This is a genomic window from Pseudomonas beijingensis, from assembly GCF_030687295.1.
Lineage (GTDB): Bacteria > Pseudomonadota > Gammaproteobacteria > Pseudomonadales > Pseudomonadaceae > Aquipseudomonas > Aquipseudomonas beijingensis.
Genome location: NZ_CP117425.1, coordinates 1,993,406 through 2,019,466 on the forward strand (window position 1 = coordinate 1,993,406; position 26,061 = coordinate 2,019,466).

Consider the following 26,061-nt stretch of genomic DNA (forward strand, 5'->3'; position numbering starts at 1 on the left):
TGGCAGTTTAGAGAATGTTGAACGGGATGGTGGTGACCAGGCGGAACTCGTTGATGTTGCCATCAGCCTGGTTTTCGCTGGCGCGGTGAGTGGTGTAGGTGGCACGAATCGCGGTGGCCTTGAGCGGGCCGCTCTGCACGGCGTAGGAGGCGCCGACACCGTATTCGTAGTGAGTTTCGCCGTCCATCAGGCTCAGGTCGGCGCGTTGGTTGCCTGCAACGGTGTAGGCCGTGCCACGGTAATGCGTGCCGTCGATGCCCCAACCGCGTGCCTGGTAGATGTTGAACTTAAGGCCTGGTACGCCGTACTCGGCCATGTTGAGGCCGTAGGCGATCTGGAACGATTTCTCGTTCGGGCTGTTGAAGTCCGACAGCAGGGAGTTGGCCAGGTAGATGCCGTTGGTTTCGTGCAGGTAGTCGAAGTACTCGTCGCCGTTCACTTCCTGGTAGGAGAACGTCAGGCTGTGGGCCTGGTGAGCAAGGCCGAGCGACAGGGAGTAGGTATCGTTGTCGATATTCCCCATCAGCTTTTTGCCTTCGTCGACGGTTTTGTAATAGTTCAGGCTGGTGGTCAGGCTGAGCACCTGGCTATCGCCCAGCTCGTGGGTGGCGCCGAAGTAGTATTGGTTCCAGAAGTCTTCGACCTTGGCGCCATACAGGCTGGTTTTCAGGCTCTTGAACGGCTGGTAGTTCACGCCGGCGGTGTAGACCTTGTCGGTTTCCACGCCAGTGGCGGAATACTCGGTACGGAATTTTGACAGGCTCTGCTCGGTCCGTGGCGAAACGCGATCGAAACCGGCCAGATCGAACGAGAGGTTGTTGAATTCTTCACTGTGCAGGCTGACACCCTCGAAGCTCGAAGGCAGCGCACGGTTACCAATGACATCAATGATTGGCGTACTGAAGTTCTGGCGACCCGCAGTCAGCGTCGTGTTCGATACGCGGAACTTTACGTTAGCCAGGCCCAGTTTGCTCCATTGGTCCACGGCATCACCGTTGGAGTCTGCCAGGGTACGGTTGGAACCACCGGCAATGTGCTTGCGGTCCTGGTCCAGAACGACAGCGTTGTAGGCGGCCACTTCGGTGCTGACGCCGACGGTGCCTTGGGTAAAGCCCGACGTGTAGTTGACGATGGTGCCTTGGACCCAGTTGATACGACGAGCGATGGGAGTCGCCGGCACGGACGGGTCATTTTTTACGCTGTTTGGCTTGTAGCTGAATCGGTCGTCACGACGTTTCAACTCGTTGGAGTACCAGTTACGAGTCGTGCCCCCCAGGCTCTGGCCATCGATGAAGCCTTTTGCTTCGCTCTGGGCGCTGCTGTCGGCCAGCGCGGTAGGAACGAATTCCTGACTGACAGATTCAGCGTAAGCCGTGGCCGTAACGCTGCTGATGGCCAAGGCCAGTATCGCGGTGCTGCTCAGTTTCATCGGTAACGCTCCTTTGCTTGCTTTTTTAACGCCGGTCTTTTTTGGTGATACGGCTAGTGGTTTTTACAACTCATTTACAGATCGCAAACGTTTGCATGGCGCTTGATCGGCGAATTCAGGCAAGACGTCTGCGTGAGGGCCCAAATGGGCCCCCAGACTGTATGGCTATCGGTTATGGGGTAAGGCTGACGCCCGAGAAAACGTTGCGACCGAAGGGGCTGACTTTGAACCCTTCGACTTTGGCACTCAGCGGCTGGTTGACCGTCGAGTGGGCAACAGGGGTGATCGGCACTTGCTGCTTGAGCAACTGCTGGGCCTGTTTGTAGAGCACGGTGCGCTGGTCGCGGTCGGTGACGACCTTGGCCTGCTTGATCAGCTTGTCGTAGTCCTGGTCACACCACATGGAGTAGTTGTTGCCACCAATGGCATCACAGCTGTACAGCGTGCCCAGCCAGTTGTCCGGGTCCCCGTTGTCACCGGTCCAACCGATCAGGCTGATGTCGTGCTCACCGTTCTTGGTGCGCTTGATGTACTCGCCCCATTCGTAGCTGACGATCTTCACTTTCAGGCCGATCTTCGCCCAGTCGGCCTGGAGCATCTCGGCCATCAGCTTGGCGTTAGGGTTGTACGGACGTTGCACGGGCATGGCCCAGAGGGTGATTTCGGTGCCTTCCTTGACCCCGGCGGCCTTGAGCAACTCCTTGGCTTTTTCCGGGTTGTAGGGCACGTCCTTGATGGTGTCGTCGTAGGACCACTGCGTCGGTGGCATGGCGTTGACCGCCAGTTGCCCCGCGCCCTGGTACACGGCATTGAGAATGCCTTGCTTGTTCACCGCCATGTCCAGCGCCCGGCGTACTTCGACCTGGTCGAACGGCTTGTGGCGGGTGTTATAGGCGATGTAGCCCAGGTTGAAGCCGGGCTTCTCGATCAGTTGCAGCTTGGGGTCGTTCTTCAAGGCCGGCACGTCGGCGGGACGCGGATGCAGGGTGATCTGGCACTCGTTGGCCTTGAGCTTCTGTACCCGCACCGAGGCGTCGGTGTTAATGGAGAAGATCAGGTTGTTCAACTTGACCCGTTCCGGCGCCCAGTACTGTTTGTTGGCAACGTAGCGGATGTTGGAGTCTTTCTGGTAGCTCTTGAACTCGAACGGCCCGGTACCGATCGGCTTCTGGTTGATGTCGCTCGGCTTGCCGCCCTTGAGCAACTGGTCGGCGTATTCGGCCGAGAGGATCGCGGCGAAACTCATGGCGATGTTCTGGATGAACGCGGCGTCCACGCTGTTGAGGGTCATGACCACGGTCAACGGCCCCGTCGCCTCCACCTTGGCGATGTTCTTGTTCAGGCTCATGCCGTTGAAGTAGGGGAACTCAGTGGGGTAGGCCTTGCGGAACGGATGCTGCGGATCAAGCATGCGGTTGAAGGTGAACAACACATCGTCGGCGTTGAAATCCCGGGTCGGCTTGAAGTAGTCGGTGGTGTGAAATTTCACCCCTTCGCGCAGGTGGAAGGTGTACTTCAAGCCGTCTTCGGAAATGTCCCAACTGGTGGCCAGGCCCGGGACGACGTTGGTCGCGCCTTTTTCGAACTCGGCCAGGCGGTTGTACAGCGGTTCGGCGGCATCGTTGTCGGTGGCCGTGGTGTATTGCGCGGTGTCGAAACCGGCGGGGCTGCCTTCGGAACAGAACACCAGGCTGCCGCCGGCGGCTTGGGCTGCGGATGTGGCGGCCAGCAGGCCGGTGCCCAGCAATGCGGATAAAACCAAGGTATGGCGCATGACGCTCCCTCTCTCGTTCGGGGTGTTTTAACAGTGAACCGGTGTTCTTCCGGGGACAGGTCCGGAGCACTGAGCTCATTCCATTGCGTAGCGATGCCGCAGGGCTGGCAAGTCGTCCAAGTGCCGACGGTATGAGCCGTAGGCCGGGCGGTAAATGCGTAATGCCTGAAAGACTTGTGGGAAAAGGCGATACGTCCCAAACCAACTGCTGTGGTACGCAGTGCTTTTGGATGTAGGCGTTTTCCTTGGTCTTGGCTTAAAGCAACGGCATGCCGTGGGAGCGAGCCCTGCTCGCGATGGCGTTGTTGGTACACCGCCATCGCGCTCAAAAGAGGGGCTGCTACGCAGCCCAGCGGGAGCAAGCTCCCTCGCCACAGGTCACCTTATTTGCTGACGCTGACGCCGTAGAAGGAGTTCAAGCCAAATGGGCTGATCTTGAAGTCCTGCACGTTGGCGCGCATGGGTTGATACACCGTCGAGTGAGCGATAGGTGTCATTGGCACGGCATCCTTGAGGACGTGTTGTGCCTGTTTGTACAGTTCGGTGCGTTTGGACTGGTCGGTGGTGCGCTTGGCTTCCTTGACCAGGCCATCGAATTTCTTGTCGCACCATTTGGAGAAGTTGTTGCCGGCCAGCGAGTCGCAGCCGAACAGCACATTGAGCCAGTTGTCCGGGTCACCGTTGTCACCGCTCCAGCCGATGATCATCGCCTGGTTCTCGCCGCCTTTGGAACGCTTGATGTACTCGCCCCATTCGTAGCTGACGATGTTGACGTTCAGGCCGATCTTCTTCCAGTCGGACTGCAGCATTTCAGCCATCAGCTTGGCGTTCGGGTTGTACGGACGCTGGACCGGCATCGCCCACAGGGTGATGTTGGTGCCTTCCTTGACGCCGGCTTCCTTGAGCAGCTCCTTGGCTTTCTCAGGGTCGTACTTGGCGTCCTTGATGGTGGTGTCGTAGGACCATTGGGTCGGCGGCATGGCGTTGACGGCCAGTTGGCCGGCGCCCTGGTAGACCGAGTCGATGATCTGCGGCTTGTTGACCGCCATGTCCAGCGCCTGGCGGACCTTCAGGTCGGCCAGCACGTTCGGCTCGTTGCTGCCCTTGATCTTGTCCATCACGTTATAAGCGATGTAGCCCAGGTTGAAACCCGCCTGGTCAGGCATCTTCAGTGCCTTGTCTTCCTTCAGGGCCTTGAGGTCGGCCGGGCGTGGGAAGAGGGTGATCTGGCATTCGTTTTTCTTGAGCTTCTGCATGCGCACCGACGGGTCGGTGGTGATGGCGAAGATCAGGTTGTCGATCTTCACGTCGTCAGGCTTCCAGTAGTCCTTGTTCCCGGTGTAGCGGATGTTGGAGTCTTTCTGGTAGCTCTTGAACACGAACGGGCCGGTGCCGACCGGCTTCTGGTTGATGTCGGAGGCCTTGCCTTCCTTGAGCAACTGGGCGGCGTATTCGGCGGACTGGATCGAGGCGAAGCTCATGGCCATGTTCTGGATGAACGCAGCGTCGACATCCTTGAGGGTGAACTTGACGGTGTGGTCGTCGACTTTATCGATCTTGGTGATGTTGGTGTCCATCCCCATGTCGGTGAAGTACGGGAATTCGGTCGGGTAGGCCTTACGGAACGGGTCGTCCTTGTTGATCATCCGATTGAAGGTGAACAACACATCGTCGGCGTTGAATTCGCGGGTCGGCTTGAAGTACGGGGTGGTGTGGAACTTGACGCCTTCACGCAGGTGGAAGGTATAAGTCAGGCCGTCTTCGGAAATATCCCATTTGGTCGCCAGGCCAGGAATCACGGCGGTGCCGCCACGCTCGAACTGGGTCAGGCGGTTGAACATGGTCTCTGCAGAGGCGTCGAAGTCGGTTCCGGTGGTGTACTGACCAGGGTCAAAACCGGCCGGGCTTCCTTCGGAGCAGAACACCAGGTTAGTCGCGGCTTGGGCGAAAGGTGCGCTGGCTAATAAGCTTGCGCCGACTAAAAACGGAATGACCGCTTGTTTAAGCATGTTGGCCTCATGATTTGTTGTCATTTTTGGATTTGAGGGCGACCTCGTGAGTCGTCCTGCGGATACTTATGCAGGCCCCATACCCAATGCAAGATCCAGAGCGGTCACAAGTCCGAAACAGTGGCACGAACGTACCTTAATGTCGCATCTGTGTAACTTTCGGCGCATTTGATCGTTTGCGCGTGTTTTTTCGGGGCAAATAGCGCCCTTTCCCGGTGCGCTATGTGGTTGTAACGCACCGGAAGTGGGCGGGTGTTACTTCTTCAAACCCACGCCGTAGAAGGGTGTGAGGCCGAATGGGCTGAGTTTGAAGTCCACCACTTGTCTGTTTATCGGCTGAAATACCGTGGAGTTGGCGATCGGGGTGATCGGCACCTGTTGCTTGAGGATTTTCTGCGCTTGTTGGTACAAATCGATCCGTTTCTGGCGGTCTGTCGAGACTTTGGCCTGCTGGATCAAGCGGTCATACGCCGGGTCGCACCACTTGGCGTAGTTGCTGCCCTTGACCGCCGCGCAGCTGTACAGCACCCCCAGCCAGTTGTCGGGGTCGCCGTTGTCACCGGTCCAGCCGTAAATCATTGCATCATGCTCGCCATTTTTTGCACGCTTGATGTACTCGCCCCATTCATAACTGACGATGTTGGCCTTGATCCCGATCTTGGCCCAATCCTGCTGGATCATCTGCGCAGACATTCGCGCATTGGGGTTGGAGGCGCGCTGCACCGTCATCGCCCATAAATTGATGGTTGTACCGGGCGCAACCCCGGCCTCCTTCAGTAGCGCCTTGGCCTTGGTCACGTCGTGGGGCGCGTCCTGGATGCTCGGGTCGAACGACCACTGGGCCGGTGGCAGGGCGTTCTGCGCCAGTTGCCCGGCGCTCTGGTACACAGCCTTGATGATCGCCGGCTTGTCGATGGCCATGTCCAGCGCCTGGCGGACCTTGAGCTGGTCCAGGGGCGGGTGGGTGACGTTGTAGGCGAGGAAGCCCAGGTTGAAACCGGGCTGCTTGAGCACTTGCAGGTTCGGATCCTGTTCGATCACTTCGATGTCGGCCGGGCGTGGGTAGCCACTGACCTGGCATTCGCCGCGCTTGAGCTTTTGCAGGCGCACGGCGGCGTCCGGGGTGATGGAGAAAATCAGGTTGTCGAGCTTCACGTCCTCGGGTTTCCAGTACGCGGTGTTGGCGGCGTAGCGGATCTGCGAGTCCTTCTGGTAGCGCTTGAACACGAACGGCCCGGTGCCGACGGGTTTCTGGTTGAGGTCGCCGGCCTGGCCTTCCTTCAACAACTGCGCTGCGTATTCGGCGGACTGCACGGAGGCGAAACTCATCGCCAGGTTTTGCACGAAGGCGGCATCGACGTTGTTCAGGTTGAAACGCACGGTGTGCTCGTCGACTTTCTCGACGCTCTTGATCGTGGTGTTAAGGCCCATGTCGGTGAAGTACGGCGATTCGGTGGGGTAGGCCTGGCGGAACGGGTGTTGTGGGTCGAGCAGGCGCTGGAAGGTGAACAGCACGTCGTCGGCGTTGAAGTCGCGGGAGGGGGTGAAGTAGTCGGTGGTGTGGAATTTCACGCCGTCGCGCAGGTGGAAGGTGTAGGCCAGGCCATCGGGCGACACGTCCCAGCTCGTGGCTAATCCAGGTTCGACCTCGGTGCCGCCGCGTTTGAATTGGGTGAGGCGGTTGAAGACGGTTTCGGCCGAGGCGTCGAAGTCGGTGCCGCTGGTGTATTGGCTGGGGTCGAATCCGGCGGGGCTGGCTTCGGAGCAGTAGACCAGGGTGGTGGCGGCCTGGGCCATTGGGGCGCTGCTGATCAGGGCTAGGGTGAGTAGAAGTGGTTTGAAGGTGGTTCTGTCCATGAAATCCCTTGGGGGTGGCGACGGTTTTCAGGAGAGTAGCGTTGTGGGTGGGGGTGTTGGAAATATCGAAAAGTGAGGGGGACTGTTGGGTTTGGGCATAGCGCTTTGGACGAGGCGGCCTTATAGCCGGCCTGTTTCTTCCGGGTGTACACCTGTCAGGTTTGTGGGAGCAAAGCTTGCTTGCGAGGCAGCCTTATAGCCGACCTGTTTCCTCCGGGTGTACACCTGTCAGGTTTGTGGGAGCAAAGCTTGCTCGCGAGGCAGCCTTGCAGCCGACCTGTTTCCTCCGGGTGTACACCTGTCAGGTTTGTGGGAGCAAAGCTTGCTCGCGATGGCGGCCTGACAGCCGGCCAGAATGTTGTTGGCTGAGTACATATCCATTGCTGCGGTAACGGCGGCTTAGGGTTTCGCCCTTACGGCCATCCCTTTCAAGGTCTTTTCGTTTTGGCGGCCTTGATTACCCGGTCCGTTGAAACATGTGCATGCACCGCAGTGCCTTGCACCCATGTTTTGGGTTTAGGCACCTTGGGGCCCCGGGGATTTTTCGCAACTTGTTTTGGTTGGATGTTTCTGGCCAGTTCCAACAAGCGCTGGGCCAGTTTTTCCAGAGGTATGACGGGAAGACATTCCGAGGGCAGCGCAATTTGCAGGCCTTCATAACCACTCCGGACCTGAACCGCCAAGTGATAGGTTGAGGCTTCCCAGCCGTCAGGCTGGGAAGCCTGATGGGCTTGCTCGACGCTTCGTTTGAGTACGGCCAGGACGTTGTAGGCCAACACCGCAGTAGCGAACCCGAGCAACGCAGCCTTTGGGCTACCAAGGGTTTCGATTTCACTCTCCAGGATTGTTTCCAGTCGCTGGAACATGCCTTCAATGCTCCAGCGGCGGCGATAGAGTTCCGCGATCTGCTGCGCGCTGACGCTTTCAGGCAGGTTGCTCCAGAACATCAAGCTGCTGTCACCCGAGTCTGTTGGCGAATGAAGCGTCAGTTCGACACGCCGACACTGATAACCGCCTCTGACCTGAATGATCTGCTCACGCACAGTGCCCGCGTCCACAGGCACGGGTTCTTGCCAATGCCCCTCTTGAATCAAGCGTGGATGCTTGGCTTGTTGACGAATGACAAAGGAGGTTTTGACCTGTTCGCAAGCCTCCATGACCGGGAGCGTGCAATAGAGTCGATCAGCCAGCCACACCTGGCCCGGCTCGGCATCCGCCAAGAGAGGCAGCACGCAAACACGCTCGCTTGCGTAGGCATCTTCACATGCCTGCAGGTCGATGACTTGATCCAGGTCGGGGTCGTAGACAACCACCGAAAACCCGGGCCGAGCGGCGCCGCGCTCGTGGCGTAAAGCCCCCAGTCGTTTCTCAGTGGATGCCAAGTGATTACCGTCCACCACCCGAACCTGCCAACCCGGCAACATCGTCGTGCAACCCAACTCCTTGATGGTTGGAGCCAGGCGCTGCGCACAGCCCGTGACCAGGGCGCGCAACAAAGCTGGCTCGGTACGACTGATCTTGTCGTAGAGGGCCGCCAGGCTGACAGGAAGATCTTCCAGTTGCCGCGCCGCGGCGTGCAGGGATGGCTTCAAACCCAATGAAACAAGGGACATCAGCTTGATGATGGTCGAGAACAGTAGCTCACGAGAATACTGCCGTTGCCGATGTTCTTCGAAAACCTGATCGACCCACTCAGGAGCAATAGCGTGCTCCAGCGCCAATTTGGCCATAACGCTGGCAGGTGCTTTTTTCTCGAAACGCTCCAGAACATCGGCCCACATCGTTCGGGTATCCCTGATAGAAACTTCAGGGGATTTTACCTAAGACCTTGAAAGGGATGGCCCTTACGGCGACTCACTTTCGAAGAGCGCGAAAGTAAGCAAAGCGCTTTTGCCCCACCACTCGGTGCCTCGCTTAGGCTCGGCATGCCCTCACTCCGGCATTGCTCCGTGGGCCCGCCGCGAAGGGCCATCCATGGCCCAGCGCGGCTATCCCGGCATCCATGCCGGGATGCCCACTCCACAATGCCTGCGTTCGGCCATCGTGGTTAACGGGGCGCCCGAGATCAACGTCCGTCACGAGGCGGCCTGATAGCCGACCTGGTTCTTGGTGGGATCGCGTTTCCCCTGTGGGAGCGGGCTTGCTCGCGAAGGCGGCCTAACAGCCGACCTGTTTCTCCGGCCATACCCTGATCCATTTGTGGGAGCGAGCTTGCTCGCGATGGCGGCCTGAGGGCCAACCTCGAATTGCTGGCCGACCACAAAATCGTGGCGAGGGAGCTTGCTCCCGCTGGGGCGCGAAGCGGCCCTAAAAACAGCGACTCCATTCATCTGACATGCCGAGGTGTCAGGTTTGGGGCTGCTGCGCAGCCCAGCGGGAGCAAGCTCCCTCGCCACGGGTTTTGCAGCGGCCTGAGAAGTGTGATGAGTCATTCATTTGTGTCGGAAGGATCACCGGCCCCGAAACGAAACATCCCACAGCTTTTTAGGGTTGTCCCTCGGAAGTGGGCTCTCTAACCTTTTTCTTGTCGCTTCGATTCAGCGACCGGGCGTGAGAAACCCGAATAATAGGCATCCAGCCTCTGTACCTGCATAATTGCCGCCAGCTTATCCGCTGCCTGTAGTAGATGCGTTATGGCGGCTGTGTGCGGGCAGGCTTCGGTCTGGCCGAGTACCTATTCTCGGATTTCTCACCCCTGCACATAGCTGCCACCACTTTGCCGAGTGAGAAACGGCAAGTGATGGTCCTCATCACTCAATAGGTACAAATAAATGGATAAGTCAGTCCCCGATCCACCCTTCAACAAAACCAACCCTCTTTCCGGCTTCGATTCCATCGAAGACCTACTCAAAGACCGCGCCGCCGCCGAGCGCGCCCTCAATCACTACCTCAACCCAAAGCCTCCAGAGCCAAGCACCGATCAGCGCATCGACAGCCTGTTTTCCGTCACCGCCAAAGCCGACGCCGACACGCTATTGACCAGCACCTCCGAAACCTTGGCCTCAATCAAAGCCATGGCCGAGGACCTGGCCTTTGAAGTGGAGGGTACGCGGCGCAGTGTGGCGCTGGGGATTCATCAGTTGGTGGAGTTGTGCCAGTTGCTGGTGGACAAGGCGCTGGATCAGCTTGAGGCACCGGCCAGCCCTGTACCGTGATCCCCCGTGGCGAGGGAGCTTGCTCCCGCTGGGGCGCGAAGCGGCCCCAACAGCAGCGACTGCATCCATCTGATACACCGAGATGTCAGGTTCGGGTCTGCTGCCCAACCCAGCGGGAGCAAGCTCCCTCGCCACGGGAGTGTTGTCGCTCGGCTTCGGTGGTTGAGTCAGTGAAACTGGCTGAACCACCGCCGATCATTACTGCATCAACACCTCAACCACCCCATCCGCCGTCATCGTCACCTGGCTGGTGCCAGGTACGACTTCCGGTGTGACCGACTCAGCATCCATCGACGCCGCTTTCATCATCATCTGCGGGCGCATGTACGGTTGTGGATAACCGTTGGTGTTGAAGTTCAGGTTGACGATTTTGTAGCCCTTGCCGCCCAAGGCTTCGGTGGCGAGTTGGGCGCGGGCCTTGAAGGCGTTGACGGCGTCTTTGAGCAGGGCGTCTTCGCTGCTCTGGCGGGTGGCGGTGGCGATGGCGAAGTCCATGCCGCCCATCTTCAGGTCGCCCAGCAGTTCGCCGGTGAGTTTGGACAGGGCGGCGAAGTCGGCGCTTTCCAGGCGCAGTTCGGCGCGTTCGCGCCAGCCGGTGATTTTCTGGCCTTTGTTGTCGTAGATCGGGTAGCTGCTGCGGCTGCCCTGGCGCAGGGTGATGTCCTTGACCTCTTTGGCCTGGCCGATGGCTTTGTTCAGCGTAGTGCTGACGGTCGCGGCGAGTTTGGCCGGGTCGGTGTTTTGCTCCTCCGTGTAGAGGGTGACGATCATCAGGTCACGCGCCACGTCCTTGTTGACTTCGGCGCGCAGGGAAATCTGGTTGTAGTGAAGCTCGTCGGCGGCCAGGGCCGGCAGGCTGGCGACGGTGCCGAGGCTGAGGGCGAGCAGGGCGGCGGGGCGACTGAACGTGTGCATGAAAGCTCCTTGGGATGAGGCGCAGGGGTAAGGTCCGGGCCTGCGTGAAGGATAAGACTCTAGCTTTTATGGGCGGGTTCGCACAGTTACAACTTCTATACAGATTGCGGGTGAGAGGCTTTTTGTGGCGAGGGGATTTAGCGAAACGTCGCCCCGCCCCGCTGTGGGAGCAAAGCTTGCTCGCGAAACAGGCACCTCCATCTATGAAAGATCGCAGCGCCTTCATCGCGGGCAAGCCTTGCTCCCACAGTATCCCCTCGCCACAAGGTCATGCAGCGAGGCTGGAAGCTGTGGCGCTTTGCCGCATATCTGCCGCGGCAACCCGCGCCTTGGTTATACTCCGTGCGATTCGCCTGGAGCGCTCATCAGGAGAGCTCATGCTCGCCCCTTTGCAAATGACTTCCGCCTCTCGCCAGAACCTCTGGCGCCTGACATTCATCCGTATCCTGGTCCTCGCGGCCCAGGCCGGTTCCGTGGGGCTTGCCTATTGGTTCGACCTGCTGCCACTGCCCTGGCTGCAACTGGCGATCACCCTGGTCTGTTCCAGCGTGCTCTGCGCGCTGACGGCGATTCGCCTGCGTGCCTCGTGGCCGGTGACCGAGCTGGAATATGCGGTGCAGCTGGCCGGGGACTTGTTTATCCACAGCGCGCTGCTGTATTTCTCCGGCGGTTCCACCAACCCCTTCGTCTCCTATTACCTGGTGCCGCTGACCATCGCCGCCGTGACCTTGCCGTGGCGGTATTCGCTGATCCTGTCCGGCATCGCCCTGGCGCTGTACACCTTGCTGCTGGCGCGCTTCTACCCACTGGAAACCTTCCCCATCGCTCGGGAAAACCTGCAGATCTATGGGATGTGGCTGAGCTTCGCCCTGGCCGCGGCGGTCATCACGTTTTTTGCCGCGCGCATGGCCGAGGAGCTGCGCCGCCAGGAAGAGCTGCGGGCGATCCGTCGTGAAGAAGGCCTGCGGGACGAGCAATTGCTGGCCGTAGCGACCCAGGCCGCTGGCGCCGCCCATGAACTGGGCACACCGCTGGCGACCATGAGCGTGCTGCTCAAGGAAATGCGCCAGGACCATCACGACCCGGCGCTGCAGGACGATCTCAGCGTGCTCCAGGACCAGGTCAAGCTCTGCAAGGAAACCCTGCAATACCTGGTGCGCGCCGCCGAGGCCAATCGCCGGCTGGACATCGACATGCAGGCGGTCACCTTTTGGCTCGACGATGCCCTGAACCGCTGGCACCTGATGCGCCCGGAAGCCAGTTATCGCTTCCAGTGCCTGGGCAAGGGCGTGGTGCCGCGCATGGCGCCGCCGCCGGACCTGACCCAGGCCCTGTTGAACCTGCTGAACAATGCCGCCGATGCCTGTCCCGACAACTTGGAAGTGGCGTTGGACTGGAACGCCTATGAACTGACCATCTGCATTCGCGACCACGGCGCCGGTGTGCCCCTGGCGATTGCCGAGCAGATCGGCAAGCCGTTCTATACCACCAAAGGCAAAGGTTTCGGCCTGGGCCTGTTCTTGAGCAAAGCCAGCGTGACACGCGCCGGCGGCTCGGTGAAACTCTACCCCCATGAGGAAGGCGGCACGCTCACCGAGCTGCGCCTGCCCCATGCCGACCGAGGAGACGAAACATGAGTGACGAGATCCAAGTCGACGGCGAAGAACTGCCGCACCTGTTGCTGGTGGATGACGACGCCACCTTCACCCGCGTCATGGCCCGGGCCATGTCCCGCCGCGGCTTTCGCGTGAGTACCGCAGGCTCCGCCGAGGAAGGCCTGACCATCGCCCAGGCCGACCTGCCGGACTATGCCGCCCTGGACCTGAAAATGGACGGCGATTCGGGCCTGGTGCTGTTGCCCAAGTTGCTGGAGCTGGACCCGGAGATGCGCGTGGTGATCCTCACCGGTTATTCGAGCATCGCCACCGCGGTCGAGGCCATCAAGCGCGGTGCCTGCAATTACCTGTGCAAACCGGCGGATGCCGATGACGTACTGGCGGCGCTGTTGTCCGAGCACGCCGACCTCGACACCCTGGTGCCGGAAAACCCCATGTCGGTGGATCGCTTGCAATGGGAACACATCCAGCGGGTGCTGACCGAGCACGAAGGCAATATCTCCGCCACCGCCCGCGCCCTGGGCATGCACCGGCGGACCTTGCAGCGCAAATTGCAGAAACGTCCCGTGCGTCGCTGAACCTGCGCTGAACGAATGCTGTCCACCCTCGCGACACATCGGGCCGTTGTTCTATGATCGGCCCGAGTCTTTTCTTTATTTGAGCCTTAACCATGAATCAGAACGCTGAATATTCCGCGGTCAATGACGCGGTGCGCGGGCAGTTTTTCCGCCGTGTCTGGCAAATGACCACGCCGTACTGGCGCAGTGAGGAGAAGGGCAAGGCCTGGACGTTGTTGATCGCTGTCATCGCGTTGTCGCTGTTCAGCGTGGCAATTTCGGTGTGGATCAACAGTTGGTACAAGGATTTCTACAACGCCCTGCAAGAGAAGGACAGCGCGGCGTTCTGGCAGTTGATCCTGTATTTCTGCGGCATCGCCGCGGTGGCGATCCTCGGCGCCGTCTATCGCTTGTACCTCACCCAGATGCTCACCATTCGTTGGCGGGCCTGGCTCACCGAGCAGCACTTCGCCCGCTGGCTGGGCAACAAGAATTACTACCGACTGGAGCAGGGCGGCTACACCGATAACCCGGACCAGCGGATTTCCGAAGACCTTAACAGTTTCACCACCAACACCTTGGGCCTGGGGCTGGGATTGCTGCGCACCGTCGTCAGCCTGGTGTCGTTCTCGATCATTTTGTGGGGCGTGTCCGGCAGCATCGAGGTGTTCGGCTACACCATCCCCGGCTACATGTTCTGGTGCGCCCTGGTGTATGCGGCAGTGGGCAGTTGGTTGACGCATCTGATCGGCCGACGCCTGATCGGGCTGAACAACAACCAGCAACGCTTCGAAGCCGACCTGCGTTTCTCCATGGTGCGGGTGCGTGAAAACGCCGAGAGCATTGCGCTGTACAACGGCGAACCGAACGAGAACCGCCGCCTGAGCGGGCGTTTCGGTCTGGTCTGGCATAACTTCTGGGACATCATGCGGGTGTCCAAGCGCCTGACGTTCTTCACCTCCGGCTACGGCCAGATCGCGATCATCTTCCCGTTCATCGTTGCCGCGCCGCGCTACTTCGCCGGCAAGATCCAACTGGGCGAGCTGATGCAGATCAACTCGGCCTTCGGCAATGTGCAGGAAAATTTCAGTTGGTTCATCAGTGCCTATGCCGACCTCGCCGCTTGGCGCGCCACCTGTGATCGTCTGCTGAGCTTCCGCCAGGCCATGAGCGACAACGAAGACCGCGTGCCGGCCATCGATGTGCAGAACCAGGGCAGCGCGTTGGCGGTTCATAACCTCGGGTTGGATCTGGCCGACGGTCGTCATCTGCTCGACAACGCCGATATGAGCGTGGCGCCGGGCGAGCGGGTCATGCTCAGCGGTCGTTCCGGCAGTGGTAAATCCACTCTGTTTCGCGCGATGGGGCATTTGTGGCCTGCGGGGCACGGGGACGATCCGGCTTCCGGCGGCGCGTTACCTGTTCCTGCCGCAGAAGCCCTATCTGCCCATTGGCAGCCTGCGGGAGGTGTTGAGTTATCCACAGGCTGGCGACGTGTACCCCAACGAACGTTATGCACAGGTGCTGGAAACCTGCCGCCTGCCGCACCTGATTGCGCGGCTGGATGAAAGCAACCACTGGCAGCGCATGCTCTCGCCTGGCGAGCAACAACGCCTGGCCTTTGCCCGTGCATTGCTTTATGCACCGCAATGGTTTGTACATGGACGAAGCTACGTCGGCGATGGACGAAGAAGACGAGGCGACGCTGTACCAGGCGCTGATCGACCAGTTGCCGGGCTTGAGCATCGTCAGCGTCGGCCACCGAAGCAGTTTGAAACGGTTCCATCCGCGACATGTACGTATCGAAAATGGCCAACTGGTGGAGCGCACCGTAACCGCCTGACCACCCCCAAACCTGTGGGAGCGGGCTTGCTCGCGATAGCGATGTATCAGTTGATGTCGCTGTGGCTGACCCGCCGCCATCGCGAGCAAGCTCGCTCCCACACGGGTTTGTGTTGATCATGATATCTAGGTGCACAACCGATCCAATGTGGGAGCGAGCTTGCTCGCGATGAAGGCGACTCGGTTTAACCGCCAGCCCCGGATATCAGTGCCCCACGGTGATCGTACAACCACGTTGCGCTATGATGTTGTCATTCAGCCGCTTGCCGAGACACAGACACAATGGAAAACCCGATCGACGTACCCCGCCTTCCCCGCAAGCGCCGCAGCCTGGCGCAGGAGCTGGTGACGGTGCTGACCGAGCAGATTCGCGACGGCCTGCTCAAGCGCGGTGATAAATTGCCCACCGAGTCGGCGATCATGGAAGCCCATGGCGTCAGCCGCACCGTGGTGCGTGAGGCGATTTCCCGCTTGCAGGCCGCCGGCCAGGTGGAAACCCGCCATGGCATCGGCACCTTCGTGCTGGACACGCCCAGCCCGAGCGGTTTCCGCATCGACCGGCCACGGTGGTCACCTTGCGCGACGTGCTGGCGATCCTGGAGTTGCGCATCAGCCTGGAAGTGGAATCCGCCGGGCTGGCGGCGCAGCGCCGCAGCGACGAGCAACTGGCGACGATGCGCGCCGCCCTCGACGCCTTGAAGGAAAGCGCCGCCCACGCCAGTGACGCGGTGGCCTCGGACTTCGCCTTCCACCTGGAAATCGCCCTGTCCACCGGCAATCGCTACTTCACCGACATCATGACCCACCTGGGCACCAGCATCATCCCGCGCACCCGGCTGCTGAACTCGGCGCGCCTGGCCCACGACGACCACCAGCACTACATGGATCGCCTGAGCCGCGAGCACGAGGAAATCTACGAAGCCATCGCCCGCCAAGACTCCGACGCGGCCCGGGCGGCCATGCGTTTGCACCTGACCAACAGCCGCGAAAGGCTGCGCCAGGCCCATGAAGAGGCACAGGCGCAGGGCTGAGACGCGCGGACACGTCGGACGCATCCTGTGGCGAGGGGATAAATCCCCTCGCCACAGGGGAGCGGTGTCCGGCTTTAGATCCGTATGCCCGTCTGACGAATCGTAGGCGCGTAGTCCTACGCCTTGATCCGCAACATCTGCGGCTCGGATGTATCGGGATCCCTGCTCTCGTAACTAACCTCGTAACGAAGCTCAACCAATTTGTCGATGTAATCTGTCAAGTATTTGTCGATGTAATTTTTCAAGTCGGCATTGGTTAGAGGCATTGTCACATCCTTGAGTGGCGTACCTTCCTCGCCCTCGCTCAGAGGCGTAAACACGCCTACGGGAGTTGGACGCGTCGAGCCCTCGCCCAGAGTTAGGCGGGCGTTCGAGTACGCTTCGAAAGCTGCATCCGGAATCTCCACTGTTAACGTCTCTGTATTTGACAAACTGATCGCGACTTCCTCAGAGGGTTGAAAACCCTTTAGCGTCGGTTTCACATACGTCTTCGCCATGATGTCACTCCCAGTGAGACAGCCCTGCTCGTTGCGCGCGGGCGACTCACTTAAAAGATTGTGAAAGGGACTACGGCCGTGCCCAGCACGGCCATACGTGGGTTATGCCCCCTCGCCGTAACGGCGCCTACTGGCAGAGTTGACAGTGGCGACGAGCGGTCCTGGGCGCTTTTCCGGCAAGTTTCATCCGTCTTCCCATCGCGCCCAAAGCCCCGATTTACAAGGCTTCACGCCAAACACCTCAACCCAACACCCGACAAAAGACGAAATGCAGTTGACGTTCATATTTTAAGTTGTACGATGACCTACAACTTCTCAGCGAAGCTAACCGTTTCCTACAACACATCATTTGCGTCCAGGGTGTTCGAATAATGAATCCACAAGAACTGAAGTCCATCCTCTCGTCTGGCCTGCTGTCGTTCCCGGTCACCGATTTCACTGCCCAAGGCGATTTCAATCGCGACAGCTACATCAAGCGCCTCGAGTGGCTGGCCCCGTATGGCGCCTCTGCATTGTTCGCAGCGGGCGGCACCGGTGAATTCTTCTCCCTGGCCGCCAGCGAGTATTCCCAGGTCATCAAGACCGCCGTCGATACCTGCGCCACCAGCGTGCCAATCCTTGCCGGTGTCGGCGGTGCCACCCGCCAAGCCATCGAATACGCTCAAGAAGCCGAGCGCCTGGGCGCCAAGGGCTTGTTGCTGTTGCCGCATTACCTGACCGAAGCCAGCCAGGACGGCGTTGCCGCCCACGTTGAAGCCGTGTGCAAATCGGTGAAGATCGGCGTGGTGGTGTACAACCGCAACGTCTGCCGCCTGAACGCCACCCAGCTGGAACAACTGGCCGAGCGCTGCCCGAACCTGATCGGCTACAAGGATGGCTTGGGCGATATCGAACTGATGGTGTCGATCCGTCGTCGCCTCGGCGATCGTTTCAGCTACCTGGGCGGCCTGCCGACCGCTGAAGTCTACGCCGCGGCCTACAAGGCCCTGGGCGTGCCGGTCTACTCCTCGGCGGTGTTCAACTTCATCCCGAAAACCGCGATGGACTTCTACCACGCCATTGCCCGTGACGATCACGAGACTGTCGGCAAGATCATCGACGACTTCTTCCTGCCTTACCTGGACATCCGCAACCGCAAGGCCGGTTACGCGGTGAGCATCGTCAAGGCTGGCGCGAAGATCGTTGGCTATGACGCAGGCCCTGTGCGCACGCCGCTGACCGACCTGCTGCCAGAAGAATACGAAGCCCTGGCCGCGCTGATCGACAAGCAAGGCAAGCAGTAACAGACCGATGAAGCCGCTGAGTAATCAGCGGCTTTTTGCGTAAGGCTTGTTCATTCCCACGCTCCACGTGGGAATGCCACCAGGGACGCTTTGCGTCCCTAGACAGCTTTTGTAGAAGGAGTAGCTCCGTGGCAGATTCAAAGCGTTTCGATAACTACATCAACGGTCAGTGGGTGGCCGGTGCCGACTATTGCACCAACATCAACCCGTCTGACTTGTCCGATGTCATCGGTGAATACGCCAAGGCTGACGCAGCGCAAGTCAATGCCGCCATCGAAGCCGCCCGCGCCGCCTTCCCGGCCTGGTCGACCTCGGGCATCCAGGCCCGTCACGATGCGCTGGACAAAGTCGGCACCGAGATCCTCGCCCGCCGTGAAGAACTCGGTCAACTGCTGGCCCGGGAAGAGGGCAAGACCCTGCCCGAAGCCATCGGCGAAGTGACCCGCGCCGGTAACATCTTCAAGTTCTTCGCCGGTGAATGCCTGCGCCTGTCGGGCGATTACGTGCCGTCGGTGCGCCCAGGCGTCAACGTCGAAGTGACCCGTGAAGCCCTCGGTGTGGTCGGCCTGATCACCCCGTGGAACTTCCCGATCGCCATCCCCGCGTGGAAAATCGCCCCGGCCCTGGCCTACGGCAACTGTGTGGTGATCAAGCCCGCCGAGCTGGTACCGGGCTGCGCCTGGGCCCTGGCTGAAATTATCTCCCGCGCCGGTTTCCCGGCCGGTGCGTTCAACCTGGTGATGGGCAGCGGCCGGGTGGTCGGCGAAGTGTTGGTCAACAGCCCGAAAGTCGACGGTATCAGTTTCACAGGCTCCGTGGGCGTGGGCCGGCAGATCGCGGTCAATTGCGTGTCGCGCCAGGCCAAGGTGCAGTTGGAGATGGGCGGCAAGAACCCGCAGATCATCCTCGACGACGCCGACCTCAAGCAGGCCGTCGAACTGGCGGTGCAGAGCGCGTTCTACTCCACTGGTCAACGTTGCACGGCCTCGAGCCGCCTGATCGTCACCGCCGGCATCCACGATAAGTTCGTCGCGGCGATGGCCGAGCGCATGCAGTCGATCAAGGTCGGTCATGCGTTGAAGGCCGGCACCGACATCGGCCCGGTGGTTTCCGAAGCCCAGCTCAGCCAGGACTTGAAGTACATCGACATCGGCCAGAGCGAAGGCGCGCGGCTGGTCAGCGGTGGCGGTCTGGTGACGTGCGACACTGAAGGTTACTTCCTGGCGCCGACCCTGTTCGCCGACAGCGAAGCGTCGATGCGCATCAGCCGCGAAGAGATCTTCGGCCCGGTGGCCAACGTCGTGCGCGTGGCCGACTACGAGGCGGCGCTGGCGATGGCCAACGACACCGAGTTCGGTCTGTCGGCCGGTATCGCCACCACCTCGCTGAAGTATGCCAACCACTTCAAGCGCCATTCCCAGGCGGGCATGGTGATGGTCAACCTGCCGACCGCCGGCGTGGATTACCACGTGCCGTTCGGCGGACGCAAAGGTTCGTCCTATGGGTCGCGTGAGCAAGGTCGCTACGCGCAAGAGTTCTACACCGTGGTGAAGACCTCCTACATCGGTTCGTAATACGCAACACCGGTCGGCGCCGAGTCCCGGCGCCGACCGCACAAATTGATTTCCCGTATAAAAATAAATAGTGGAAGTAGATTACATGCAAGAGACCAAGCCGACACACGTCCGCTATTTGATCCTGCTCATGCTGTTTTTGGTGACGACGATCAACTATGCCGACCGCGCGACCATCGCCATCGCAGGCTCCAGCCTGCAAAAAGACCTCGGCATCGATGCCGTCACCCTCGGTTATATCTTCTCCGCTTTCGGCTGGGCCTATGTGGCCGGGCAGATTCCCGGCGGCTGGCTGCTCGACCGTTTCGGGTCGAAAAAAATCTATGCGTTGAGCATTTTTACCTGGTCGCTGTTCACCGTGCTGCAAGGCTATGTGGGTGAATTCGGCATGTCCACGGCCGTGGTTGCGCTGTTCATGCTGCGCTTCCTGGTCGGGCTGGCCGAAGCGCCGTCCTTCCCGGGCAACGCACGGATCGTCGCCGCCTGGTTCCCCACCGCAGAACGTGGCACCGCCTCGGCGATCTTCAATTCGGCGCAGTATTTCGCCACGGTGTTGTTCGCACCGCTGATGGGCTGGATCGTCTACCGTTTCGGTTGGCAGCACGTGTTCATCGTGATGGGCGTGATCGGCATCGTGTTCTCGCTGGTTTGGCTGAAAGTGATCTACAGCCCGCGTCAGCACCCGATGATCAACGAGGCCGAGTTCAATCACATTGCCGCCAATGGCGCGATGGTCGATATGGACCAGGACAAGGGCAAGGAAAAGAAAGCCGACGGTCCGAAGTGGGATTACATCCGCCAACTGCTGACCAACCGCATGATGCTCGGCGTATACCTGGGCCAGTACTGCATCAACGGCATCACGTACTTCTTCCTGACCTGGTTCCCGGTGTACCTGGTGCAGGAACGCGGAATGACCATCCTCAAGGCTGGTTTCATCGCGTCCTTGCCGGCGATCTGCGGCTTCATCGGCGGCGTGCTCGGCGGGGTGATTTCCGATTACCTGCTGCGCAAGGGCCACTCGCTGACCTTCGCCCGCAAGACGCCGATCATCGCCGGCCTGCTGGTGTCCAGCAGCATCGTGGCGTGCAACTACGTGGACATCGAATGGATGGTGGTGGGCTTCATGGCCCTGGCCTTCTTCGGTAAAGGCGTCGGCGCACTGGGCTGGGCCGTGGTGTCCGACACGTCGCCAAAACAGATCGCCGGCTTGAGCGGTGGCCTGTTCAACACCTTCGGCAACCTGGCATCGATTACCACGCCAATCGTCATCGGCTACATCATCAGCGCCACGGGTTCGTTCAAGTGGGCACTGGTGTTCGTCGGTTGCAACGCGCTGGTGGCGGTGTTCAGCTACCTGGTCATCGTAGGGCCGATCAAGCGTGTGGTACTCAAGGAACCCACGGCCAAGGATGCCGACCTTTCCAGCCTGTCTGAAGCTAAATCCTGAAGGAGCGGCATCGATGCAACTGATTGAACATGCCGATTCGCCCCGTTACATCCGCTTGCATGAGCGGGACAACGTGGTGATCGTCGTCAATGACCAGGGCGTGCCGGCCGGGACCGAGTTCCCGGACGGGCTGGTCACCGTCGACTTCGTACCCCAGAGCCACAAGGTCACCCTGGTGGACATTCCCGAGGGAGGCGAGGTGATTCGCTACGGCCAGGTCATTGGCTACGCGCTGCAACCGATCCCTCGTGGCAGCTGGGTCAAGGAAGACCAACTGCGCATGCCCACCGCGCCGCCGTTGGACAGCCTGCCGTTGTCCACCGACGTGCCGTTGGCCGATGCGCCGCTGGAGGGCTACACCTTCGAGGGCTATCGCAACGCCGACGGGACTGTCGGCACGCGCAACATTCTGGGTATCACCACCACGGTGCAGTGCGTGACTGGCGTGTTGGACCACGCGGTCAAGCGCATCAAGGACGAGCTGTTGCCCAAGTACCCGAACGTCGATGACGTGGTGGCGCTGACCCACAGTTATGGCTGTGGCGTGGCGATCACCGCCACCGACGCCTACATCCCGATCCGCACCGTGCGCAACCTGGCACGCAACCCGAACCTGGGGGGCGAGGCACTGGTGATCAGCCTGGGCTGCGAGAAATTGCAGGCCGGGCAGGTGATGCATGAAGGCGACAGTTCGGTGGACCTCAGCGAGCCGTGGTTGTATCGCTTGCAGGATTCCAGTCACGGCTTTACCGAAATGATCGAGCAGATCATGGAGTTGGCTGAAACGCGCCTGAAGAAACTCGACCAGCGCCGTCGCGAAACCGTGCCGGCCTCGGAGCTGATCCTGGGCATGCAGTGCGGCGGCAGCGATGCGTTTTCCGGCATCACCGCCAACCCGGCTCTGGGCTATGCCTCGGATCTGTTGCTGCGGGCGGGGGCGACGGTGATGTTCTCTGAAGTCACCGAAGTGCGCGATGCGATTTACCTGCTGACCTCCCGGGCGCAAACCCAGGAAGTCGCCCAGGAGCTGGTGCGGGAAATGGACTGGTACGACCGCTACCTGGCCAAGGGCGAAGCCGATCGCAGTGCCAACACCACGCCGGGCAACAAGAAGGGCGGGCTGTCGAACATCGTCGAAAAATCCTTGGGCTCGATCGTCAAGTCCGGCAGCAGCGCGATCAACGGCGTGCTCGGCCCGGGCGAGCGCTTCAAGCAAAAGGGCCTGATCTTCTGCGCCACACCGGCCAGTGATTTTGTCTGCGGCACGTTGCAACTGGCGGCGGGGATGAACCTGCACGTGTTCACCACCGGCCGCGGCACGCCGTACGGCTTGGCCATGGCCCCGGTGGTGAAGGTCTCGACCCGCACCGAACTGGCCCAGCGCTGGCCGGACCTGATCGACATCGACGCCGGCCGGATCGCCACCGGACGGGCGACCATCGAAGAGTTGGGCTGGGAGCTGTTCCACTACTACCTGGACGTGGCCAGCGGCAAGAAACAGACCTGGGCCGAGCGGCACAAGCTGTACAACGACATCACCTTGTTCAACCCTGCGCCGATTACCTGATGTACTTGTGATCGCTGGAGATCCAGTGTGGGAGATCCAATGTGGGAGCGAGCTTGCTCGCGATAGCGCTGGTTCAGCTTGAGTTGATTTTGAATGTGCCGCCGCCATCGCGAGCAAGCTCGCTCCCACAGGGGGTTTTTGGTGAATGTAGATTCTGAGTTCACCCAAGAAGGAGTGTGTGGGAGCGAGCTTGCTCGCGATAGCGCTGGTTCAGCTTGAGTTGATTTTGAATGTGCCGCCTCCATCGCGAGCAAGCTCGCTCCCACAGGGAATGGAGTGAATTCAGTTTCTGTGAGCGCCCCAAAAAAATGTGGGAGCGAGCTTGCTCGCGATAAAGCTCTACCAGACGCCAATGCCGTGAGTGGCTTATCATTAGCCACCTAACGACACCCCTCTCAAGGTCCTCCGGCATGCTGGCAATTTTCCTCGAAACCCTGAACGTCACCGCGCCGGTGTTCGCCATGCTGTTTCTGGGGGTGTTGCTCAAGCGCATCAACTGGATCAACGACAACTTCATCCACATCGCCTCGTCCCTGGTGTTCAACGTCACCATGCCGGCGCTGTTGTTCCTCGGCATCCTGCACGCCGACCTGCACTCGGCTTTGCAGCCTGACCTGTTGATCTATTTCTCTATCGCCACCCTGGTGAGCTTTGCGATGGCTTGGGGTTGGGCGATCTGGCGTTGCCCGCGGGAGGATCGCGGCATCTACACCCAGGGTGCGTTTCGCGGCAACAACGGGGTGATCGGCCTGGCGCTGGCGGCGAGCATGTATGGCGACTACGGGATTTCCCTGGGGTCGATTCTCGCGGCGTTGGTGATCCTGTTCTACAACACCTTGTCGACCATCGTGCTGGCGGTCTACAGCCCGGTGATCAAGTCCGATCCGTGGAGCATCTGCAAAAGCGTGATCAGCAACCCGCTGATCATCAGCGTGATCGTCGCCGCGCCGTTCGCCTATTGGCAGATCGGCCTGCCGAACTGGTTCGAGACCTCGGCCAAATACTTGTCGCAAATGACCTTGCCCCTGGCGCTGATCTGCATCGGCGGCACGCTGTCGCTGGCGGCCCTGCGCAAGAGCGGCAAAATGGCCTTGAGTTCGAGCCTGGTGAAAATGGTCGGCCTGCCGCTGGTGACCACCCTCGGTGCCTGGCTCTGGGGCTTTCGCGGGGCGGAACTGGGGATTCTGTTCCTGTACTTCGGCAGCCCCACCGCCGCCGCGAGCTATGTCATGGCCCGGGCGGCCGATGGCAACCATGAACTGGCGGCGGCGATCATCGTCATCACCACCTTGATGGCGGCGATTACCACCAACCTGGGGATCTTTGTGTTGCAGTGGGGTGGCTGGATCTAGGCTTGGGCTTGCGGTGTTCTTGAGGGCCAATCGCGAGCAAGCTCGCTCCCACAGTGGTTTTTAGGTGCATTCAAATACCCCATACACCCACGATCACCTGTGGGAGCGAGCTTGCTCGCGATAGCGATCTAACGCTCACTCAGATTTCTGATAACTATCGATCACTTCCTGCGCCGCCCGAAACGCATCAATCGCCGCCGGCACGCCCGCGTACACCGCGCAATGCAGCAACGCCTCGCGAATCTCTTCCACCGTGCAACCATTGTTCAGTGCACCACGCACATGACCCTTGAGCTCCTGCGGGCACTTGAGGGCGGTGAGGGCGGCGAGGGTGATCAGGCTGCGAGTCTTCAGCGGCAGGCCGTCGCGGCTCCAGACGCTGCCCCAGGCGTGTTCGTTGACGAAGTCCTGCAACGGCTGGGTGAAGTCGGTGGCGTTGCCCAGGGCGCGGTCGACGAACGCGTCGCCCATGACCTGGCGACGCATGTCCAGGCCGGTCTTTGGAGTGTCGGTCATGGCAAATCCCTCTTGTGGTGTTGGCGGCGCCAGGCGCGCAGGGAGGTGAACAGCAAAAACGCGAGCAGGGCCGGCAGCACATAGAACAGCATCAGCCGTTCCAGTTGGCCGGCCAGGGGCATGCCGGTGGTGAACGACACCACGTGCAGCCCATAGGCCAGGTACAAACCCAGGAACAGCAGGCCTTCGGCACGGGTGACGCGATAACCGGAATAGAACACCGGCAGGCACAGCACCGCCACGCCGAGCATCACCGGCAGGTCGAAATCCAGGGCGTTCGGCGAGACCGACAGTGGCGTGGGTGCGGCGAGGGCGGTGACTCCCAGCACGCCCAGCAGGTTGAACAGATTACTGCCGATCACGTTGCCCACGGCAATGTCCCGCTGGCCCCGCAAGGCGGCGATCAGCGAAGTGGCGAGTTCAGGCAGCGAGGTGCTGACGGCGACGATGGTCAGGCCGATGATGCGTTCCGAGAGCCCGAGGTCCGTCGCCACTTCCACTGCCGCACCCAGCAACAAGTGCCCGGCGAACACCAGCATCGCCAGGCCCGACGCAATCATCAGCACACTCTTGAACCAGGACAGGTGGGCCACCTCGCCCCCCACCGGGTGCGGACGCGCCGAATGCCGCGACTGGCGCAGCAACAACCCGAGGTACACCGCCAGGGCCAGCAGCAGCCAGGCGCCGTCCAATCGGGTCAGTTCTTCATTCAATGCCAGCACGAACACCAGCAGGCTGGCACCGATCATCAGCGGGATGTCCAGGCGCACCAGTTGGCGCGAGACGCGCAACGGAATGATCAGCGCCGACAGCCCGAGGGTGACGAGGATGTTGAAGATGCCGCTGCCGATCACGCTGCCCACGGCGATGTCGGCGTTCTGCGCCAGGGTCGCTTGCAGGCTGACGGCCATTTGCGGCGCGCTGCTGCCGAAGGCGACGACGGTCAGGCCGATGATCAGCGGCCGTACCTGCAAGCGTGCCGCCAGGCCCACGGCGGCGCGCACCAGCAGTTCGGCGCCGCCGATCAGCAACAGCAGGGCGCCGAACAATTCGATCAGGCTGAGCAGCGGTAGGGCGGTGATTAGGGAAATGGTCGGGCTCCGTCTATCAATCGTCGAGGGCTTGCACGCGCACCCGCGCGGTGCCGCTGCGCAACATGCCCAGTTGCTCGGCGGCTTCGCGGGATACGTCGATCAAACGGCCACGAGTATACGGGCCGCGGTCGTTGATGCGGACCACGACGCTGTCGTTGTTTTTCAGGTTGGTGACTTTCACCCGGGTGCCAAACGGCAACTGGCGATGGGCGGCAGTCAGGCCGTGCTGATTGAAACGCTCGCCGCTGGCGGTGCGCTTGCCATGGTGCCTGGCACCGTAATAAGAGGCGACGCCGGTCTGGTCGTAGCCGTGTGGATCGACCGTCCCGCTCTGGCTGGCGCAACCGGCCAGCAGGGACAGCAGGGCGCAGGCGCCGAGGAGACGCTTCATGTAGGGTTTTCCAACTACAGATAGGGGAGCTGGCCTGTGGGAGCAAAGCTTGTGGGAGTAAAGCCTGTGGGAGCAAAGCTTGCTCGCGATGAACGATAACGCGGTCCACTGATGGATCGACGTGTCTTCATCGCGAGCAAGCTTTGCTCCCA

At 60.6% G+C, this 26,061-nt stretch carries 18 protein-coding genes and 2 pseudogenes; 10 read left to right on the top strand and 10 right to left on the bottom strand.

Annotated elements, in window-relative coordinates; genetic code table 11:
- Window positions 1–7: 7 nt before the first annotated feature.
- The 5 genes from PSH84_RS08960 to PSH84_RS08980 all read right to left on the bottom strand — a co-directional run bounded on the left by PSH84_RS08960 (window position 8) and on the right by PSH84_RS08980 (window position 8,799).
- Window positions 8–1,429 (bottom strand): OprD family porin, encoded by a 1,422-nt coding sequence (locus PSH84_RS08960; protein ID WP_122569171.1) that lies wholly within the window; start codon window positions 1,427–1,429, stop codon window positions 8–10.
- A 172-nt stretch (window positions 1,430–1,601) separates the two neighbouring features.
- A complete protein-coding gene (locus PSH84_RS08965) occupies window positions 1,602–3,203 on the bottom strand; it encodes an ABC transporter substrate-binding protein (RefSeq protein ID WP_305482665.1) in 1,602 nt (533 codons plus the stop codon).
- Between the two features lie 383 nt (window positions 3,204–3,586).
- The gene (locus PSH84_RS08970) at window positions 3,587–5,212 is read right to left on the bottom strand and encodes an ABC transporter substrate-binding protein (RefSeq protein WP_122569173.1); all 1,626 of its coding nucleotides are present in this window, start codon (window positions 5,210–5,212) and stop codon (window positions 3,587–3,589) included.
- A gap of 255 nt (window positions 5,213–5,467) precedes the next feature.
- Window positions 5,468–7,069 carry an ABC transporter substrate-binding protein gene (locus tag PSH84_RS08975; protein WP_305469721.1) on the bottom strand — a complete coding sequence of 534 codons (1,602 nt, stop codon included), beginning with the start codon at window positions 7,067–7,069 and terminating at the stop codon, window positions 5,468–5,470.
- A gap of 428 nt (window positions 7,070–7,497) precedes the next feature.
- Window positions 7,498–8,799, bottom strand: coding sequence for an IS4 family transposase (locus PSH84_RS08980; protein ID WP_305471132.1), 1,302 nt, complete (start codon window positions 8,797–8,799; stop codon window positions 7,498–7,500).
- A 1,041-nt stretch (window positions 8,800–9,840) separates the two neighbouring features.
- Here PSH84_RS08980 and PSH84_RS08985 point away from each other — a divergent pair.
- Window positions 9,841–10,224: a DUF6124 family protein gene (locus PSH84_RS08985; RefSeq protein ID WP_122568899.1), complete on the top strand. Its 384-nt coding sequence runs from the start codon at window positions 9,841–9,843 to the stop codon at window positions 10,222–10,224.
- 198 nt (window positions 10,225–10,422) lie between these two features.
- Here the strand turns inward: PSH84_RS08985 and PSH84_RS08990 are convergent, their stop codons facing one another.
- Complete coding sequence (locus PSH84_RS08990) at window positions 10,423–11,139, bottom strand: SIMPL domain-containing protein (protein ID WP_122568898.1); 717 nt, start codon at window positions 11,137–11,139, stop codon at window positions 10,423–10,425.
- 377 nt (window positions 11,140–11,516) lie between these two features.
- Here PSH84_RS08990 and PSH84_RS08995 point away from each other — a divergent pair, with 377 nt between their 5' ends.
- The 4 genes and pseudogenes from PSH84_RS08995 to PSH84_RS09010 all read left to right on the top strand — a co-directional run bounded on the left by PSH84_RS08995 (window position 11,517) and on the right by PSH84_RS09010 (window position 16,185).
- A complete protein-coding gene (locus tag PSH84_RS08995) occupies window positions 11,517–12,776 on the top strand; it encodes an ATP-binding protein (RefSeq protein WP_092171480.1) in 1,260 nt (419 codons plus the stop codon).
- Window positions 12,773–13,333, top strand: coding sequence for a response regulator transcription factor (locus PSH84_RS09000; protein WP_003177957.1), 561 nt, complete (start codon window positions 12,773–12,775; stop codon window positions 13,331–13,333). The genes PSH84_RS08995 and PSH84_RS09000 overlap by 4 nt, the downstream gene beginning before the upstream one ends.
- A 92-nt stretch (window positions 13,334–13,425) precedes the next feature.
- A pseudogene (locus PSH84_RS09005) lies at window positions 13,426–15,155 on the top strand (ABC transporter ATP-binding protein/permease).
- Between the two features lie 281 nt (window positions 15,156–15,436).
- Window positions 15,437–16,185 (top strand): annotated as a pseudogene (locus tag PSH84_RS09010) (FadR/GntR family transcriptional regulator).
- Between the two features lie 116 nt (window positions 16,186–16,301).
- On the opposite strand, the gene PSH84_RS09015 reads toward PSH84_RS09010, so the two are convergent.
- Entirely contained in the window at window positions 16,302–16,682 is a 381-nt protein-coding gene (locus PSH84_RS09015) for a hypothetical protein (RefSeq protein WP_122568896.1), read from the bottom strand.
- Between the two features lie 371 nt (window positions 16,683–17,053).
- On the opposite strand from PSH84_RS09015, the gene kdgD reads away from it, so the two are divergent.
- From kdgD to PSH84_RS09040, 5 genes are all read left to right on the top strand, one after another.
- Window positions 17,054–17,965 carry a 5-dehydro-4-deoxyglucarate dehydratase gene (gene kdgD, locus PSH84_RS09020; RefSeq protein WP_014336610.1) on the top strand — a complete coding sequence of 304 codons (912 nt, stop codon included), beginning with the start codon at window positions 17,054–17,056 and terminating at the stop codon, window positions 17,963–17,965.
- Window positions 17,966–18,093: 128 nt separating this feature from the next.
- Window positions 18,094–19,539, top strand: coding sequence for an aldehyde dehydrogenase family protein (locus tag PSH84_RS09025; protein ID WP_122568895.1), 1,446 nt, complete (start codon window positions 18,094–18,096; stop codon window positions 19,537–19,539).
- Window positions 19,540–19,624: 85 nt separating this feature from the next.
- Window positions 19,625–20,989, top strand: coding sequence for an MFS transporter (locus PSH84_RS09030; protein ID WP_122568894.1), 1,365 nt, complete (start codon window positions 19,625–19,627; stop codon window positions 20,987–20,989).
- A gap of 13 nt (window positions 20,990–21,002) precedes the next feature.
- Entirely contained in the window at window positions 21,003–22,556 is a 1,554-nt protein-coding gene (gene garD / locus PSH84_RS09035; protein WP_122568893.1) for a galactarate dehydratase, read from the top strand.
- Between the two features lie 410 nt (window positions 22,557–22,966).
- Complete coding sequence (locus PSH84_RS09040) at window positions 22,967–23,908, top strand: AEC family transporter (protein WP_122568892.1); 942 nt, start codon at window positions 22,967–22,969, stop codon at window positions 23,906–23,908.
- Between the two features lie 135 nt (window positions 23,909–24,043).
- On the opposite strand, the gene PSH84_RS09045 is transcribed toward PSH84_RS09040, so the two are convergent.
- The 3 genes from PSH84_RS09045 to PSH84_RS09055 are packed head-to-tail and all read right to left on the bottom strand — an operon-like array spanning window position 24,044 to window position 25,909.
- Entirely contained in the window at window positions 24,044–24,424 is a 381-nt protein-coding gene (locus tag PSH84_RS09045; RefSeq protein WP_122568891.1) for a carboxymuconolactone decarboxylase family protein, read from the bottom strand.
- The gene (locus tag PSH84_RS09050) at window positions 24,421–25,482 is read right to left on the bottom strand and encodes a calcium/sodium antiporter (protein ID WP_122568890.1); all 1,062 of its coding nucleotides are present in this window, start codon (window positions 25,480–25,482) and stop codon (window positions 24,421–24,423) included. The genes PSH84_RS09045 and PSH84_RS09050 overlap by 4 nt, the downstream gene beginning before the upstream one ends.
- A gap of 49 nt (window positions 25,483–25,531) precedes the next feature.
- Window positions 25,532–25,909 carry a septal ring lytic transglycosylase RlpA family protein gene (locus tag PSH84_RS09055; protein ID WP_122568889.1) on the bottom strand — a complete coding sequence of 126 codons (378 nt, stop codon included), beginning with the start codon at window positions 25,907–25,909 and terminating at the stop codon, window positions 25,532–25,534.
- Window positions 25,910–26,061 lie beyond the last annotated feature (152 nt).